This is a genomic window from Candidatus Palauibacter sp., assembly GCF_965222475.1.
Taxonomy (GTDB): domain Bacteria; phylum Gemmatimonadota; class Gemmatimonadetes; order Palauibacterales; family Palauibacteraceae; genus Palauibacter.
On sequence record NZ_CBDCUB010000008.1, the window covers coordinates 244241 to 261275 of the forward strand.

11 protein-coding genes, 1 tRNA gene and 1 pseudogene are annotated in these 17035 nt (G+C 68.4%); 10 read left to right on the forward strand and 3 right to left on the reverse strand.

The genetic code is table 11. The features are described 5' to 3' along the window. Positions 1-421: 421 nt before the first annotated feature. The 4 genes from ACOQPP_RS16540 to ACOQPP_RS16555 all read left to right on the forward strand — a co-directional run bounded on the left by ACOQPP_RS16540 (position 422) and on the right by ACOQPP_RS16555 (position 3964). Positions 422-730, forward strand: coding sequence for a hypothetical protein (locus tag ACOQPP_RS16540; protein WP_420636971.1), 309 nt, complete (start codon positions 422-424; stop codon positions 728-730). A gap of 57 nt (positions 731-787) precedes the next feature. Beyond that, positions 788-1669 (forward strand): hypothetical protein, encoded by an 882-nt coding sequence (locus ACOQPP_RS16545; protein ID WP_420636972.1) that lies wholly within the window; start codon positions 788-790, stop codon positions 1667-1669. A 135-nt stretch (positions 1670-1804) separates the two neighbouring features. Beyond that, a tRNA-Ser gene (locus tag ACOQPP_RS16550) sits at positions 1805-1888 on the forward strand. Positions 1889-3265: 1377 nt separating this feature from the next. Beyond that, positions 3266-3964 (forward strand): hypothetical protein, encoded by a 699-nt coding sequence (locus ACOQPP_RS16555; protein WP_420636973.1) that lies wholly within the window; start codon positions 3266-3268, stop codon positions 3962-3964. Positions 3965-4517: 553 nt separating this feature from the next. Here the strand turns inward: ACOQPP_RS16555 and ACOQPP_RS16560 are convergent. Next, on the reverse strand, positions 4518-4970 hold the full coding sequence (locus ACOQPP_RS16560) for a hypothetical protein (protein ID WP_420636974.1): 453 nt from the start codon (positions 4968-4970) through the stop codon (positions 4518-4520). Positions 4971-5077: 107 nt separating this feature from the next. After that, a complete protein-coding gene (locus ACOQPP_RS16565) occupies positions 5078-5956 on the reverse strand; it encodes a fibronectin type III domain-containing protein (protein WP_420636975.1) in 879 nt (292 codons plus the stop codon). Positions 5957-6143: 187 nt separating this feature from the next. On the opposite strand from ACOQPP_RS16565, the gene ACOQPP_RS16570 reads away from it, so the two are divergent. From ACOQPP_RS16570 to ACOQPP_RS16580, 3 genes and pseudogenes are all read left to right on the forward strand, one after another. Next, entirely contained in the window at positions 6144-6449 is a 306-nt protein-coding gene (locus tag ACOQPP_RS16570; protein WP_420636976.1) for a hypothetical protein, read from the forward strand. A 38-nt stretch (positions 6450-6487) separates the two neighbouring features. Then, a pseudogene (locus tag ACOQPP_RS16575) lies at positions 6488-6595 on the forward strand (hypothetical protein); the annotation flags it as partial. An 82-nt stretch (positions 6596-6677) separates the two neighbouring features. After that, positions 6678-7625, forward strand: coding sequence for an ATP-binding protein (locus ACOQPP_RS16580; protein WP_420636977.1), 948 nt, complete (start codon positions 6678-6680; stop codon positions 7623-7625). 10 nt (positions 7626-7635) lie between these two features. Here the strand turns inward: ACOQPP_RS16580 and ACOQPP_RS16585 are convergent, their stop codons facing one another. Continuing rightward, complete coding sequence (locus tag ACOQPP_RS16585) at positions 7636-9996, reverse strand: response regulator (protein WP_420636978.1); 2361 nt, start codon at positions 9994-9996, stop codon at positions 7636-7638. 179 nt (positions 9997-10175) lie between these two features. On the opposite strand from ACOQPP_RS16585, the gene ACOQPP_RS16590 reads away from it, so the two are divergent. The 3 genes from ACOQPP_RS16590 to ACOQPP_RS16600 all read left to right on the forward strand — a co-directional run bounded on the left by ACOQPP_RS16590 (position 10176) and on the right by ACOQPP_RS16600 (position 16865). After that, positions 10176-13820, forward strand: a complete 3645-nt coding sequence (locus ACOQPP_RS16590) for an Ig-like domain-containing protein (RefSeq protein ID WP_420636979.1) — start codon at positions 10176-10178, stop codon at positions 13818-13820. Between the two features lie 266 nt (positions 13821-14086). After that, a complete protein-coding gene (locus tag ACOQPP_RS16595; RefSeq protein ID WP_420636980.1) occupies positions 14087-16360 on the forward strand; it encodes an RCC1 domain-containing protein in 2274 nt (757 codons plus the stop codon). Positions 16361-16568: 208 nt separating this feature from the next. After that, positions 16569-16865 (forward strand): hypothetical protein, encoded by a 297-nt coding sequence (locus ACOQPP_RS16600; protein ID WP_420636981.1) that lies wholly within the window; start codon positions 16569-16571, stop codon positions 16863-16865. The last annotated feature ends 170 nt before the right edge of the window (positions 16866-17035 follow it).

Here is a 17035-nt window from a genome sequence, read left to right on the forward strand (position 1 = left end):
GTGAACCCGAAGGCGTCGCCGTCGACCCAGATTTCGTTCGCCGACTGGCTGTAGCTTTCTCCTTCCGCCCCGCCGGTCCACGTGCCCGTGACAGTGCCGTCGTCCTGCGATTCGAACGTCCAGGTCATGGCGATCTCGGGCGGCATGTCCTCCAGCCTGCCCGTGACGTCCCACGTCCCGACGAGTCTCGACTCCTGGCCTGCCAGAGTGCCGACCAGCACGGCCATCGTCCCCAGGCTCGCCAGCAGTCCTGCTCCGGCCCGCGCGACACCGCGACCGATGCTCGTCATCGTTTATCTCCCTTCCCGAGGAACAAGGATCAATATCGAGACCGTACGCCGCCCAATCGGGTAGGGTTTCGGCGTACTGCCCACCTTTGCAAGGTTCCTGGGGGCGTGCTCAACGAAACAAAGGCGGTGCCATGCGGAAGCTCCGGGTTGCGGCCCTCTCGATTTCAGCAGCGGCGTGCGGGCCGGGAACCGAGGTGGCCCGCGGCCCGGAAGTCGTGACCGACACGATCGGCGACACCATCGTCGTCCACACGGTCTCCGGGAGCGTGTGGGGCAGCGACGCCACGCTTACCCCCGAACTCTCGATCGGCGAGATGGACGGCCCCGACGAATATCTCTTCGGGAGCGTTGCGTCGATCGCGGTAGACGACGACCGCAACGTTCATGTGCTGGACAGACAGGGCCAGTACATCCGGTCTTTCAACGTCGACGCACAATAGGTCCGGTCGTGGGGACGACGTGGAGAAGGGCCGGGCGAACTCGCAAACGCCGCGGCGATGGCCGTCTTCGCGGACGGGCGGATCCTCGTGCGCGACCACGGAAACAACCGCGTCCAGGTGTTTGGCCCCGGCGACGCGCCTCCTGAAGAATGGGGCTACAACTCGGGGAATTACGGGTCAAGCGAGCCCCTCTGGACCGACCGGGAGGGCAGGACATACGTCGTTGCTCCCGATCTCTCCCAGCCCTTCGGAGCCAGGGACAACATCTACATCGTCTTCGACCCCGACGGAGTGGTGCGCGACACTCTGCGGCAGCCCCACGCAGGATTCCGGCAAGCGGTCGTAAGGGCGGAGGGCGGCGGCGCTACCGTCATCCGAAGTGTGCCTTTCTCGCCGCGCGTGATCTCGGTCATGCACCGCGACGGCGGATTCGTCAGCGGCATCTCTTCGGACTACTCGATCGAATCGCGCCTCCCGGACGGGGTCCTGCGCATCGAACGCGTCTACGTGCCTGTCCGGGTGTCCCCGCGCCAGGCGGATCAGGAGCGGGAGGAAGCCGAGCGCATGATCGGCATGTCCATTCCCGGATGGCAGTGGGACGGGCCACCGATTCCGGAAACGAACCCCCCCATCACCGGACTGTATGTGGGTCTGGGCGGGCGACTGTGGGTACGGGTCTCGACCGAGGGACGGGAGGTCGAGAACCCCGACCACGAGCCGGGTAACCCCTTCTCTTCGGCGGTCCGGTGGGAAGCTCCCCTCCGGTTCGACGTATTCGAAGCCGACGGTACCTATCTGGGAGCCGTCAACCCGCCCGAAGACTTCTCCGTGTATCCTCCACCCGTCTTCAACGGCGACGAGGTGTGGGCCGTCAGCCGGGACGAACTCGATATCCAGCGCGTGGTCCGCTACCGAATCGCCCTCGAATCCCAACCCTGAGAGATCACAGCGGCTGAGTGCGCCGGTCTTCATGATGGATTCATGGATTCACCGCTCCGAGGGCAGTACCTTGCCCCGCAAGCAGCGGCCCGGTTCCGCGCGGAGCCTTGATGCGGGGACAATGGCGCCGTCCCCGGAGGGGTGGCAGAGCGGCTGAATGCACCGGTCTTGAAAACCGGCGGGCGCAAGCCCACGTGGGTTCGAATCCCACCCCCTCCGTTTTCACAACGCCGTAAGTTTTTGATGTAGCATCGTTTGCGGATCACGGTGCCCGCGCCGTCCTACGATATGTCCCACATTCCTCGTGGGGCGATCCGCACCGAAACGGAACGATCCGCCACGTCGTTTCGTGATCCCCGGGTGCCGGTCTCGGCGGCGGTTCGCTGGGGGATCTGCCGGGAAGCCCGAGCCAACCACCTCGCGAAGACCCTCGATGTTCGCTCCGCGCGGCCGGACGGGGAAGCCCGTTCGGGCACCGGCGACACGACGGATCAGCGGATCGGTCCGGGTTGCCGGGCTCGGCTCTCTCCGGCTAGGTACGCCGCCCTGTCCTCCATGACCTCGCGGCTCCGCTCCAGCGGGTCCGTGCGCGAATGGGCACGCTCCGCCGGGTTCTTCACCAAATGCGCCACGACACCCGCTCCGCGGCCTCACGCGGGACCCCGGTCTCCCCGCACCAGTTCCGGAACGACGTGCGCAAGCCGCGGGGAACGCAACCGAGCGGGCGGGCGAGGACGGACAACGTCTTTCCGCCGAGCGGCCGACCCGCCCCGACCGGGAAGACCAGCGGCGAGCGGGGCGCAAGTGCGCCGGCCGGGGGCCAGCGCTTCCAGCGCCCGCGGCGCCAGCGGCACCCGATGCCACCTGCCCGTCTTCATCCGCTCGCCCGGAATCGTCCGGGTGGCCGCCCCGATGGTCGATTTCCTCCCGCCGCGCTCCCTCGGAGGTTGGCGAGCGCTTGCTCCCACGCCTCGGCCAGCGTGACCGCGGGGAAGACCCCGAGCCCGAGATTCGTCGTCCCGCCGCGGATCCGGGATCCGCCGGCTCCACGTCTTCGACAGCCGCCCCGGTGCTGAGCCTCCCCGGCCGTCCCATTGGTGACCTCCCTTCCACGAAGCTGCCGACCGCTGGCGTCCATTCCGGCTCCGGTCGCGTAACCGGCTGTACTGCTAGCCCGTCTTGGGCCCGTCACGCGATACCCCGGCAACGAAAGCTGAAGCGTGTTGACGCCCCCTTGCCGCGCCAGTTCCCGGCGAGCGGGTCTTCGTTGGATCCGGGAACCCGGAACATTCTCCGCAACGCGGGGGTATGCCGCTCGTTCACTTCGGGTCGGTTCCCCCACGCCCTCACGAGCCGACCCAGAATTCTTGAAGCACCCGTAGAGCAGGAATCTCAACTCATGAACTGTTTCCAATCCAGGCCCGCGCATGGGTCGGTAGCCTTTCGACCATCTCGCGCCCTGCCGTCCATCGCGGCGGCGGCGGTCCTGCTGGCCGCTTGCGACGACCCGCGGTCGTCGGCCCGAATCGCCCGCCCGTGGTGCGGGCCGAGATTCCGAAGGCGCGAGTCGGGCCGGGTGAGGTGGAGCGGTGGGACTTGTCGCAGCACTTCGAGGACCCGGATGGTCAGGAGCTGACGTACTCGGCATCGTCGTCGGACATGTCGCTCGTCACGGTAGCCGTTTCGGGATCCGTGCTGGCGGCGACCGGTGTGGCTGTAGGGACGGTCACGATAACGGTTGAGGCATCCGACCCGGCGGGGCTCACGGCAATGCAGGAGGTTGAGGTCGAGGTGGCGGAGCAGCGGGGGCGGGGCTCCCGGGCGTTCCGAGACGACTTCAGCTACGACGACAGCCTGGACGACTGGGTCGCGCTACGCGCGATCCTCGAAATCGACAGCGTCGGCCGCCTGCACGTGGTGGACACCTCGACAGTCGGCCGCGGGTGGGCGTTCCGGGACCTCGACCACGTGCTGCGGGGCGGCGCGGAGATGGTCGCCAAGGCGGGTTACGGGTCCAAGGGCGGGTTTGAACTGGTATTCTACACGCTGGGATCCGTGCAGGTGATAACGTTCGCCGCCGGGGACATGACCCTCAATATCGACGGCACGGACACCGATGTAGACTATTTTTTCGCATGGTACTCGGCGCAGGAGGATGGGTGGAGGACGAACGAAGACCTGTATGGAGAATCGTCGCTGGTCCCGGACCTCGGCGAGTTGGCTGAGACCCGGCTGTGGCTGAACGGAACGGATGTCGTCGTTGATGTGGGGGGGGGAAGAGCTACTGAGCTTTGACCTCGCGGACTACACCGAGAACGCACCGCGCGCGGTTCGGGCAGTGGTGCTTGGTATGTGGGGGGGGGAGGGCACGGGTCACAATGCGATTTTCGATTGGGCTGAACTGTACGGGTTGGAAGGAGCCTCGACCCATCTCGCGTCGCCGTCGTCGGTGGCCCGGCCCACTCCGGAGATGCTGAACGTGTTGGAGATAGGGCGATGAGCCGGCCGATCATCGTCGCACATCTCCGCCAACGCAGTGCGAGACACGAAAGGGAAAGACGATTAGATATTGGAGTAGGGCGGGGCAGGTGTAAAAGTACGGTGGTCACCCGACCCCCGGCCTCGCCGAGGTCAGCGCTTCAGGCTGCGGTCTTCACCCCCTTACCGGTTGACTTCTTGCGGCTCCGGGGCTTCCGGATCCCTTTTCTTGAGGACCTGACAGGAAGTTCGCCCCTCCATGCCGCGGCCGCCGGTGCGAACGGTTCCGGCATCTCCGCACCCAGCTCGATTTCCCCGGGTGCCCGGGGAGGGTGGCCTTCACCCTGTTCGGACCCGATCTCATCGAGAATTACTGGTTGCCGCATGGAGCCGGGGGGAGCGTTTGCCGGCGTCGGCGGCGGTTCGCTCCCCGGATGGGAGACACATCGCTCCCGGCGGTCCCGGCACGGGGAAGGCGACGTACGGCCCGGGTGGCCGCTCCCAGCGCCACCCCGGCCAGAAGACCGCGGCCGAGCCGCAGATCCGCCCCGCCATGGACGCTGAGGATGTCGCCGCTCCACTCGACCGCGTCGTCGCCGGGGCCCGTCAGGTTGCGGAAATCGGCTCCCCCCCAAACCGCCGCCGTGGGCGACGCGCCCGTCTGTTGGCCACCCTCTCCGCCGCCGCCCCGGCCCAGCGGCAGGACGAAAGACGCCCCGCCCAGCGACCGCCGGAGGTCCATGCCCCCGAGGCCGGGGAGCCGCCTCCGCACCCCGAAGTCGACACGACCCGCCGGGCCCGCGCCGCGCTCCGCATCCGGCACGCCGGCCGGACCCGCCCGCCCCGTCGGCAGGCCGCCCCCGAAAGCGTCGTCGCCCGGGCTCGGCGGGCCTCGAAGCCCGGACGCCGGGCCGCGGCGCAGCGTGGTCGTCAGCCCATCGGCGAGGGGCGTGAAGTCACCGCCCAGATCGACGAGACATCGCCGGCCAGGGATGCCAGGTTGCCGGCCAGGGGGGAGAAGCCGCCCAGGTTAACCCGCCCGCGCCGTCCGTCGCCGGAGACCGCCGCTCCGATCCGGTCCCCGATCGCACCGATCGCGCTCGATGTCATCGCCGCCGTCGCGTAGGGCAGCACCACCTCACTGATCCGGCCGGCGCGCCCGCGGGGACCGTCCGTCGTGGCGCTCGCCACCTCCGACGCCGCACCCGTACCCGCGGAGTTGATCGCCGACACGCGGTAGCGCCATTGGCTGTCCGGCGCGAGGCCTTCGTGCGCGTGGGTCGTGGCCGTCGAGTTCGTGTCGGCTTCCAGATCGCTCCAGATCGAGCCGTCGTTCGCGGACACCTCGACCAGATAGCCCGTCACCGCGGCGGCGCCGTCACCGGCCGGTTCGTCCCAGGCCAGATCGATCCGCCCGCGCCCGGCCGCCCGCGCCCGCAAGTTCCGCGGCTCGCTCGCCGTCGTTCGCGGCGCTGCACCGACCGGGTCGGATGCCGCGCCGGCGCCCACAGCGTTCACTGCCCGCACCCGGAACTCGAAGGCCAGCGCCCCCGACCGCGCGCCGATCTCGAACAGCGCCCCGCCCACGATGGCGTAGCCCGTCACCGCGTCTTCGCGGTTGGCGTCTGTCGCCGACACCGTTACTACCGCGGCCACGTTCTCCTCCGTCTCCGGCGCCGAATCGCTCGTGAACTCCGGCACCGCGTTAGGCGGCGGCGTACCGCCGCCGCCCCCACCGCCGCCACCCCCGGTCGCGCCCTCCCCCGAGTCCGACCAGCCGCCGGTGCCCTCCGCGTTCGTCGCGCGCACCTGCACCTCGTACGTCGTGGACGCCGCCAGGCCCTCGATCGTCGACGAGGACGTTCTTCGCGTCGTCGGTCATTCATCAGCGCGGTGGAACGGATCGGAGGGTGGCGCCATGCGTATACGCTCCCGCGAAGCACCGTACCCAACTCATGCGCGCCATACGCGACACCGCCTGCGGAAGGGGTGACCGATGACGACCGATACTGACGCGCTGCGGCGGCGGGTCGAGGTGCTGCGGCCGCGCATCGCCAGGCTTTGCGGGGCCCTCCTGCGGATCAGCGCGAGCCTCGATCTCGACACCGTGCCGCGGGAGGTCGTCGACGGCGCCCGCGCGTTGACGGGCGCCCGCCGCGGCGTGATCACGATGGTCGATGAGCTGGGCAGGGCGCAGCGGTTCCTCAGCTCCGGCATCCGCTTGACGAGCACCGGCAACTGGCGAACTGGGCCGACGGGCAGCGGCTGTTCGAGCACCTTCGGGACCTTCCGCGCCCGTTGAGAGTCGCGGATCTGCCCGGCTACGTCCGGTCGCTCGGCTTGAGCGCGCCCGTGCTTCCGGGCAAGACGCTTCAGGGCACGCCGATCCGTCATCGGGGCGTGCACTTGGGGAGCCTCTTTCTGACCGAGAAGGAAGGGGGGCGCGAGTTCACGAGCGAGGACGAAGAGATGCTCGTGCTGTTTGCGTCGCAGGCGGCCGCGGCGATCGGCAACGCCCGCGCGGGCGAACATGGAGGCGCTGGTCGAGACCTCGCCGGTCGGCGTGGTGGTCTTCGACGCCGGGAGCGGCGATGCCCTGTCGGTGAACCGGGAGGCGGCGCGGATTGTCGAGGGCCTGCGGATGCCGGAGCGCTCCCCGGAGCAGCTGCTTGAGGTGATCACGTGCCAGCGGGCCGACGGGCGTGAGGTCGCCCTCGCGGACTTCCCGCTGGGGCCGCAGCTGAGCACCGCCGAGACGCTGCGCACCGAGGAGATCGTGCTCTCGGTCCCCGACGGCCGGATGGTGAAGACGCTGGTCAACGCCACGCCGATCCATGCGCCGGAGGGCGGGGTCGAGTCGGTCGTGGTCACGATGCAGGATCTGGCGGCATTCGAGGAGCTCGAGCGGATGCGGACCGAGTTCCTGGCGATCGTGAGTCACGAGCTGCGCACGCCGCTCACCTCCATCAAGGGCTCGGCGAGCACGGTGCTCGCCGCCTCGCCGGGCTTCGCTCCGGCCGAAATGCTGCAGTTCCTCCGCATCATCGACACGCAGGCCGATCACATGAGCGGCCCCATCGGCGACCTGCTGGATGCGGGGCGCATCGCGACGGGCACGCTGTCGGTCGCGCCGGAACCGTCGGAGGCGGTGGTGCTGGTGGACCGGGCGAGGAACACGTTGCTGAGCGGCGGCGGCCGGCACACGGTCCTCGCCGACCTTCCACCGGACCTACCTCGCGTGCTCGTGGACCGGCGGCGCATTGTGCAGGTTCTGAACAACCTCTTCTCCAACGCGGCCAGGCAGGCGCCCGAGTCCTCGCCCATCCGGGTCACCGCGGAGCGCGATGGCGTTTACGTCGCGATCTCGGTTTCCGACCGGGGCGGAGGCATTCCACCGGAACAGCTCGCGCACCTGTTCCAGAAGTACGCCGGCGCCGGCGCCGGGGAGCGCGGTCTCGGGGCCGGTCTTAGTATATAATTCCCGTTCCTTACTCCTCGCGCGGTGCGGGCATGCGGTAGCCGACCCCGCGCTCGTTGAGGATGTAGGCCGCCCGGGCCGCGTCCTCGCCCAGCTTGCGGCGGAGCGTCTGCACGACGGCGTGTACCAGTTTGGGTTTGACGGTTCCGTCATGCCGGCTCCACGCCTGCCGGAGCAGCGAGCGATAGGTCGAGACCCGCCCCGCGTTCACCGACAACACGCGCAGCACCTCGTACTCGGTGGCCGTCAACTTGACGGGGCGGCCGGACACGGTCACGCGGCGCCTGTCGTAGTCGATGGATAGCTCACCCAGCTCGAACCGCGCGGGCTCGGCGCGGCCCCGCAGGGCCGCCCGGACCCTGGCCGTGAGCTCCGTGGGCGAGAACGGCTTGACGATGTAGTCGGCGGCCCCGGCTCCGAGCGCCCTGGCGATCGTTTCGTCGCGTCCGTAGGCGGAGATGAAGACGACCGGCAGATCGGCCAGCTCCGGAACCTGCTTCATCAGCTTGATGCCGTCCGTCCCGGGCAGCATCAGGTCGAGCAGGACGAGGTCGGGCTTCTCGGCCCGGAGCAGGCTGGACAACTCCAGGTGATCGCCCGTGGACAACGTGGCGTAGCCGGCCGTGCGGAGCACGTCGCGGATGTAGCGCAGCACCTCGGGCTCGTCGTCCACGACGAGGATCGTCACCGGCTCCCGCCCCTCCCGTAGCACCACGGCCCGACTCGGGGCCGCACCCGCCGCTTCGAGGAGCGGCATGTCCTCTTCGGCCACCGGCACCGTGAAGGTGAACCGAGCACCCCGGCCCGCCCCGCCGCTCTCGGCACGGATGCGCCCGCCGTGGGCCTCGATGAGCCCCTTGCAGATCGCCAGACCGAGGCCGCTGCCGAGACTGCGGTCCTCGTCACTGCCGATGGCGTGTTTCCTGAACAGGTGCGGGAGCTGCTCCGGCGGAATGCCCCGGCCCCGGTCGGAGACCGAAATCGCCACGGCATCGCCATCGCGCCGGGCGGCGACCCGGATGGGCGACAACTCGGCCGAGTGCCGGGCCGCGTTCGAGAAAAGGTTGTTCAGGACCTGAACGACGCGCTCCCGGTCGGCCATCACGCGGGGCAGGTCCGCGGGCAAGTCGGCGGTGATCGCGTGCCGGCCCCCGCCGCCGAGGAAACCCGTCCTCGCCGCGTCCACCAGCACCGCCACGTCCGAGGGTTCGGGCGAGACCGACAGCGTGCCCGTCGCGATGCGCCCCGCATCCAGCAGGTCTCGGATCAAACCACTCATCCGGGCCGCCTGCTCGTCGATGATGCGGAAGAACTGCATCATTTCGGCCCGGGCGAATCCCGGCTCGGCGGAAAGCACCGCGCCCGTCGAGCCCTGGATAGAGGTGAGCGGCGTGCGCAACTCGTGACTCACGATCGCGAGGAACTCTGTCCTCATCCGTTCGAGTTCCTCGAAGGGCGCCAGGTCCTGCATCGTGACCACAACCGACTCGACTTCGCCGTCCGGCGCATGAATCGGCGTCGAGTTGATCAGCGTCCTCACGCTCCGGCCATCGGGCACCGAGAGCTCGATCTCCTCTGCGTGAACCGCTTCGTCGCGGCGCAGTTGCCGCCCCAGCGGGAAGTCCGTTAGGGCGACCTCGCTCCCGTCGGCCCGCCGACAGGTGAGAAGTTCGGGCAGCTGCTCGATGGAGCGATCCGGCATCCGCAGGCCTTCGACAATCCGTTTCGCCTCGCGGTTCAGTGACACGACGCCGCCGGTCTTGGCGTCAAAGACCACAACGCCGACGGGAGAAGTGTCGACCAGGGCGTCCAGCTTGGCCCGCGCCTGTTGTTCGCCCCGGTACACGCGCGCGTTGGTGATCGCCGTCCCCGCATGCGTCGCGAACAGCGGCAGCACTGCTTCGTCCCCGGCCGTGAACTCGCCTCCGCCCTTCTTGTCGATGACAAAGAGATAGCCGACGCGCACGCCGCGGCAATCGATCCGCGCGCCCCGCGCGGTGCCGTAGGGCAGCACGCCCGCCTCGAACCCGTGGCGCCGCAGGTATTCGGGCAGGTCCTCGAAGCTCAGCGCCCCCGGAAGCCGCGTCACATGCTCGAACAGCCGCGGCCCATCGGCCCAGTCCTCCAAGTGCCGCTGCTTGGCCTCCGTGATGCCGGAGCCGACGAGGCGCAGGGGCCGGCCAGCCTCGTCGACCGTTGCGATCAGGCCGTAGCGCGCGCCGGTCAGTGAGCGGGCGCTGTCGACGACCTCCTGCAGCACGGCGTCCGGATCGAGGCTCGCGCTGATGCGCACCGCGGCGCGGCTCAACTCGAAGACGCGCCGCTCCAGCGCGTCGACCCGGCGCCGCAGCGCCACGGAATCGTCTGTCATCGCTCACCGCTCCCCGGGCCCTGCCCACGCTGGCGCGCGAGCCCGCCCGCCGTAATCGCCAAATGCTCGCCGAAATGGGCCAAATCTTCGCCCACGGATCGGATTTGAAGCGGTACAATAGGCGTCATGCGGCGTGGAAGCCAGATGCGCCCTTGTCCGCATAATAGCGGGAGTCGAGCATGGACAGCCGATGGTCGCCGTTTCTCGGCTTGGCCGCATCGGGGAAATTCCGGACGCGTCTCGGACGGATCATCCGGCTGCTCACCCTGCTAGCGACTGTGGCCTTGGTCAAGGGGTGCGGGGACGGTGACAGCCCCGTCGCGCCGTCTCCCGATCCACCTCGTCCCACCACCGTGGCGGTGAGCCCCGCCACGGCCGAACTATCTGCGCTGGGTGCCACCGTTCAGCTGACGGCGGAGGCGCGCGACCAGGGCGGCAACGTTATCACTGGGGCCGCAGTTACATGGACGACCAGCGTCGCCACCGTGGCGACCGTGAGTTCGTCCGGTCTGGTGACGGCAGCGGGCAACGGGGCCACGGCGATAGCCGCCACGGCGGGAGAGGCGTCGGGGAACGCGACCGTGACCGTGGCGCAGCGAGTGAGCGCGGTCACGGTGTCGCCTCCCGCTCCCACGGTGGTCGAAGGCGATACGCTGCGGCTGAGGGCGACGGCTGCGGACGCAAACGGCCACGCTGTGGATGTCACCGGGTTCTCCTGGTCATCGAGCGACAGTTCGATAGCTGCGGTCGACGCGTTGGGGCTGGTCACGGGAGTGAGTGCTGGAGACGCCGTGATCTCGGCCACGGCCGATGGTGAGACCGGGAGCGCGGGACTCAACGTCGCGAGAACGAGCCCGACGGCGGTGAGCGTCACACCGGATACCGCGAATCTCACGGCCCTGGGGGACACGGTGCGGCTGAGGGCCGAGGTGCGCGACCAACTCGGCCGGATCATGAACGGGATGGTGGTCTCGTGGAGCAGCGGCGACGCGGCCGTTGCGACGGTCGATACGTCCGGACTTGTTACGGCAGCGGGCAACGGGGCCACGGCGATAGCCGCCACGGCGGGAGAGGCGTCGGGGAACGCGACCGTGACCGTGGCGCAGCGAGTGAGCGCGGTCACGGTGTCGCCTCCCGCTCCCACGGTGGTCGAAGGCGATACGCTGCGGCTGAGGGCGACGGCTGCGGACGCAAACGGCCACGCTGTGGATGTCACCGGGTTCTCCTGGTCATCGAGCGACAGTTCGATAGCTGCGGTCGACGCGTTGGGGCTGGTCACGGGAGTGAGTGCTGGAGACGCCGTGATCTCGGCCACGGCCGATGGTGAGACCGGGAGCGCGGGACTCAACGTCGCGAGAACGAGCCCGACGGCGGTGAGCGTCACACCGGATACCGCGAATCTCACGGCCCTGGGGGACACGGTGCGGCTGAGGGCCGAGGTGCGCGACCAACTCGGCCGGATCATGAACGGGATGGTGGTCTCGTGGAGCAGCGGCGACGCGGCCGTTGCGACGGTCGATACGTCCGGACTTGTTACGGCAGCGGGCAACGGGAGCGCCACGATCACGGCGAGCGCGGGGTCCGTGTCCGCGACCGCGTCGGTCACCGTGGAACAGGTCACCGCGTCACTCGCCGTCTCGCCTGCCCTCGATTCTCTCTTCGGGATCGCCGACACCGCGACGTTCGCGGCGGAGGCGGCGGACGCCAACGGCTACGAGGTCGTCGACGCGATCGTGGCTTGGGAGAGCAGCGCCCCCCTCGTCGCGACGGTGAGCGCCGACGGCCTCGTGACCGCCGTGGGAGGAGGGGGCGAGGCGCTGATCACGGCATCCGCGGACTCGGCGGCCTCCACTGCGCTTGTCATCCTGGTGGAGGCGGTCCAAGTCAAGGTTCAGCGTCTGGACACGACCATCGTTGTCCCCGTTAGTGCGTCAGGTCGGAGCTGGACCTTAGGGGTGACCGAATCCCGCTGGCTGCCGGAAATGCCGGTGGCCAGCGTGAGCCGACGCGAGGATCCTCCGGGGGTCATGATCGAGGTCGTCGGTCCCGGCTGGGTGCGTGTAGACCCGTCTGTGGCAGGCAGACGCGTACAAGGAGTGCGCGTCCAAGTTGCGCCGACACATCCGTTCGTGGTTTCCCTGACGCAGGAGGATTGGCCGGCCGCCGACATCGTCACGGCGAGAGGCTACGGGGTGGACCGAATACCGTTGCCGGCCTTCCGGGTTGGCGGCGAGTCGGCACTGGAGGCCTTCGGCGACAGCGCGGCAATGCGTTTCATGCCCGCGCCGCTGAACGGCGGAGCGTGCTCGGGCGACCCGGTGGGCGAGGGGCTGGTCGAGATCCTGGATGTACAGGCTCCGGGCCCGACCACAGTCGGGAGACTGGCCGGACCGGTTGCCGCGCTCGATCCAGGCGAGTCCTTCCGCTTCGGCGGGCCGGACTCGTGCCTGCGCCTCTGGGCCCGGCCAAGCGCCGCCTATGTGCTGGCCGGGGTCGAGCGCAGCGCCATCGACGCCTCCCGCCGCAGTCCGACTCCCGTGGAATACGGAGGTGGCGCGCCATACTGGATCGAGGTGACCGACCGGACGGTCCAGCCGTCCGCCCGCGTACAGCTCGCGCTCGCGCGCCAAGCGGCGTGGCAGGAGGCCGCAGAGCGACATCCTGCCCCGCCTAGGCTCCATCCGAGCACGTATGCGGTGAAGAGCGACTCCTTGGAAGGATTGGACACCAAGACCGACAAGTGGAAGGTGGGCGACGAGTTCGAGTGGTACACGAACGACGAGCGCGAAGGAGTCTTCCGGGTGGTCGAACTCTACCCCCCCAACGTGGTGTTCGCCGTGTTCAAGGAAGATCTGGATTCGATTTGGACCGACGCGCGGGCCGCCGAATTCGACGAGATCATGAACTGGCTGGGGTCTGAGGAGGTCCAGAACCTCTACAAGACGGTCTTCGGGCCGCGCTTGCCGATCACCAACACGAAGAACGAACAGATGGTGGTCCTTTACAACGCGGGCAGCGACGACCACAGCACCGGCGTGATGATTCAGAACATCGACGGGGAGCGGACCACGACGACCGTTCACGTGCGCGACGCCGCATGGGGCACGAAGGGGTGGTACCACAACCTTACCGCGCACGAACTGGCCCACGCGTGGGACCTGCGCAACAACGCCGGGTTCGTGGGTCCTTGGTCCAGCGAAGGGATCGCGAACTGGTTCGCGGACGAGAACAGCCGGCTTGCGACCAACGTCCCGCTGGACGCGAACTGGGACGTGGACGAACCGCTGCGGGGGTTCCGCCTGCGTCTGCCCTGGAGCGGCGATTTCCTCGCCGGCTACCGGGAGAGCCACCCGTATCTGAGATTCCTCGTGACCGGGCTGATATTCGACCACGGCCAGTCCTACGCCTCCGCGGTGCGGCGGGTGGTCACGGGCGCCTCCGAGGACTGGTACGGGCACTACTTCGTCCAGTGGAACCAGTGGGACCTTCGCGGAAGGGGGCCGGGCCTCGTCGAACGGATGCGCGAGGTGGTTCCCGGCTGGGATCCCATCGAGTCGCGGCTGGATTGGATGGCGTCCTTCGCTCTGGACGACCGGGGCGGACTGCCCGAGTACGACATCCCGTTCATCGACAGGGCGTGGCAGCACTTCCCGGCATGGGAGACGATTCGCGTCGGCGGGGGTCGTATCGCTGGAGGCCAGTCGGCCGTGGGCGGGAACTACTACTTCCTGGTCGACGACCCCAAGGGCATCGGGGGCAGCGTACACCTCCAGGTGACCGACGGAGACGCGCACCTGGAGTGGAAGCTGGTCCGGTACAGGTGATGCGCGCCGTTCAAGCGAAGAGGGGGGGAAGGGAGCGGGCGGACATGGGAGGACCGCTCGCCGTCCCGGGGCCCACGACAACGATGACCCTTGCAGCGGGTTCTCGCGGCAACGGGGCAGCACCGTTGCACTGGCTGCTGGCGGGACTTCTGTGGGCCGTTGCGTGCCAGCGGGACGCCGATCCGACATCGCCCTCGGAGCCGCCCGCATCGGCCACCGCCGAGACTGCCGCGGCCGTCGATCCGTCCGCCGTATATGGGACGGGGATGACCGTTCGGGTGTCGCCGCGCGCGGCCATGCTGTTTTTCAGGGCGGGGCAACCGGATCGCGCCATCAAGTTCTCGGCCCAACTGCTCGACTCGGCCGGGGCACCCGTCGTGCCGCCCCCTCCGGGAATGCGGTGGGAGGTGTCCGAACAAGGTGGCCTGCGCCTCGGCGAGACGGGAGCATCCAGCGATGGCCTGAGCGCCACCGCCAACGTACATCCCGGCCGGCCGGGCCGGGACACCCTCTTCGCCCGCTCCGGAGGCCACTCCGGACACGCAGTCGCCACCAACTGGGATTGGGCGAACGGGTCCTGGAGCGGACCCAACTGGACCGTTCCGGGCCAATCGGGATGCTTGGAACTGGTCGGCCATGACTCCGGCGGAAACGCCGTGCGCCTACCGACGTTCGACCACACGGACTGGCGCTCCTTCGATCCCGAGGTACTGAGCGCCGATTCGCTCGTGGTCGCTTCCGACAGCCTCTCCGCCCGGCTGTGCGTCACCGGGCACTCCGTCGGGCGGGCGCGGGTCGCCGTGAGCGCCTGGGACACGACGACGCTCAAGTACGTGGGCGAATACGCGCGGTTCCACGTCTTGAAACCGCCCCTGACGGTCGCGATGGAAGCGTCCGAATGGGAACTGGGGGTGGGCCAGTCCCATCCCATGCGGCTGATCCTCACGGATGATCTCGGTACCGGGGTGCCGATCAAGCCGGAATGGGCCGACTCCTGGGAGGTCTCCGACGAAACCGTCCTGGCCATGGACGGCGGCGTGGTGACTGGGAGAGCGAGCGGATCGACCGCGTTGCGCGCGACCTACCTGGACCGGGATCTAGTGGCCAACGTCGAGGTCTACGCAATCACGGACGTCCGCTTCAGCAATGACGTCATGTGCGTGATCACCGATCGGGGCGCGGTCCGTTGCTGGGGCGACCGCTGGCGGCCGCTGTGGGGATATGGCCGACGGACCCGAGGGCGGGTGGCACCCCGGGAAGTCGGGGACATGCCGATCGGGGGGCTCGCCGCGCAATTCCGGTGGGGATCAGGGAGCGAATGCGTACGCACGCTGGCTGGCGACGTGCGGTGCTGGGGAACGGCTACGGGCGGCCTCCTGGGCTATGGCAACCTCGACGGCATCGGGGACGACGAGACGCCCGCCGATGCCGGTCCGGTTCCGATCGGCATCGGCGGGCGCGTCGTGGACATCGGAGGCGGGGACGACTTCGTGTGCGCCGTGTTCGACTCGGGCAGGGTTCGTTGCTGGGGCAGCAACCACGCCGGGCAACTGGGCATGGGACACCAGAGGCAGATCAACGTGGGCGACGACGAGACCCCGGCGGACATGGACAGCGATGTACTCCTGGGTGGCAAGGCAGTTCAGGTGGCCGGCGGACGCTACAAGGCATGCGCGCTGCTCGACACGGGGAAAGTGCGGTGCTGGGGAATAAACGCCGAGGACTGGGACTGGCGGAACAAGGTGGTGATCGGCCAAAGCTTCGGCCTTGGGTACGGCGAGTTGGGTACCATCGAGCCTATCGGGGACGATGAGCCTCCTTCCGAGGCCGGTGATCTGGAGCTCCCCGGAAGGGCGACGAAGATCGCAGTCGGCGGATACCACATGTGCGCCCTCATGGACGATGGCGCTGTTCGCTGTTGGGGAGATGCGGGCAACGGCAACCTCGGCCATGTCAACAAGTGGTGGGAGCACATCGGCGACGACGAGACCGCGGCAGCTACGGTCCCGTTGTATTTCGAGTCTCCCGTCGTCGACCTCGCCGCCGGGTACTGGCACACATGCGTATTGCTCCGAAACGGATCCGTCCGCTGCTGGGGAGACGGGAACACCGCGGGGCAACTTGGCATCCCCGGCGTTATCAGGTTGGGCGACGATGAGCCGATCACTTCCGTGCCTCCCGTCAGGGTCGGCGGCCCGGTCGGACGGATCGTTCTGTTCGAAGACGGAACCTGCGCGGTCATGCGGGCCGGCGGACTGCGCTGCTGGGGATACAACGGCGGCATCCTCGGTTACCCCTTCCGCGAGAACATCGGCGACGACGAACACCCTGAGAGCGTCGGAGACATCAAGCTGTTCCCCGGGCCGGTTACCCGTGGCCGAACCGGGGCGGTTGCGGCGGACGTCGCCGACCCGGCCGACGCCGTGACCCCATCGGTCGTGGTGCTTCCCATGGTTGCGCGTGGAACCCGAAGCGGCGGACCGCTGGCTGGGCCGGACGGAGTGATTTGGCCGGATTCCGTGGGACGGCCGTTCCAGTGATGCCGATACCTGATCCGCGGCTCGGCGCTTCACCGAGTATCCATCCACTCATCGACCGGCCCACCTGAACCCACCGGTAACTGTGCGGGGAGATCTTTGGAGCGCTCTTGTGTTCCCGTATGAGTAGAGGGATGGAATGCGGGGACGCGCGACTCAATGCGAGATAAACAATTGATATGATCAGTTTTATGTAATCATCCGTGTGAAGGTGACGGTCACGGCCCGCGACCCCGGCGGCCTTGAGACGGCCCAGCGCTTCTCCGTGACCGTTACGAGAGCGAACCGGGGGCCGGAAACCGTAAGCACGATCCCGGACCCGACCTTGACGGCTGGCCAAGCGGCGATGGTGGACGTGACTGGCTACTTCCGGGATCCGGACGGGGATGCGCTGACCTACACGGCTAGGTCGTCGGCGTCCGCGGTTGCCTCCGTATCAGTGTCGGGCCGCATGCTGACCATCGTGGGCGTGGCGCGGGGGAGTGCGACGGTGACGTTGATCTTCTGAGGGTCCATAAACTAAGTTATGATAACGTATTACGTTGGAACTGGTTCTTGTATCCCCTCATCTCATCCCCCTTCCCGAACGGGAATGCAATGGGCCTCCGAAGACCTCCCCGGACACGGACCTCGGGAATCCGCGAGTAGATGCGCATCTGTGTCCGGTCAGCCGGTTTC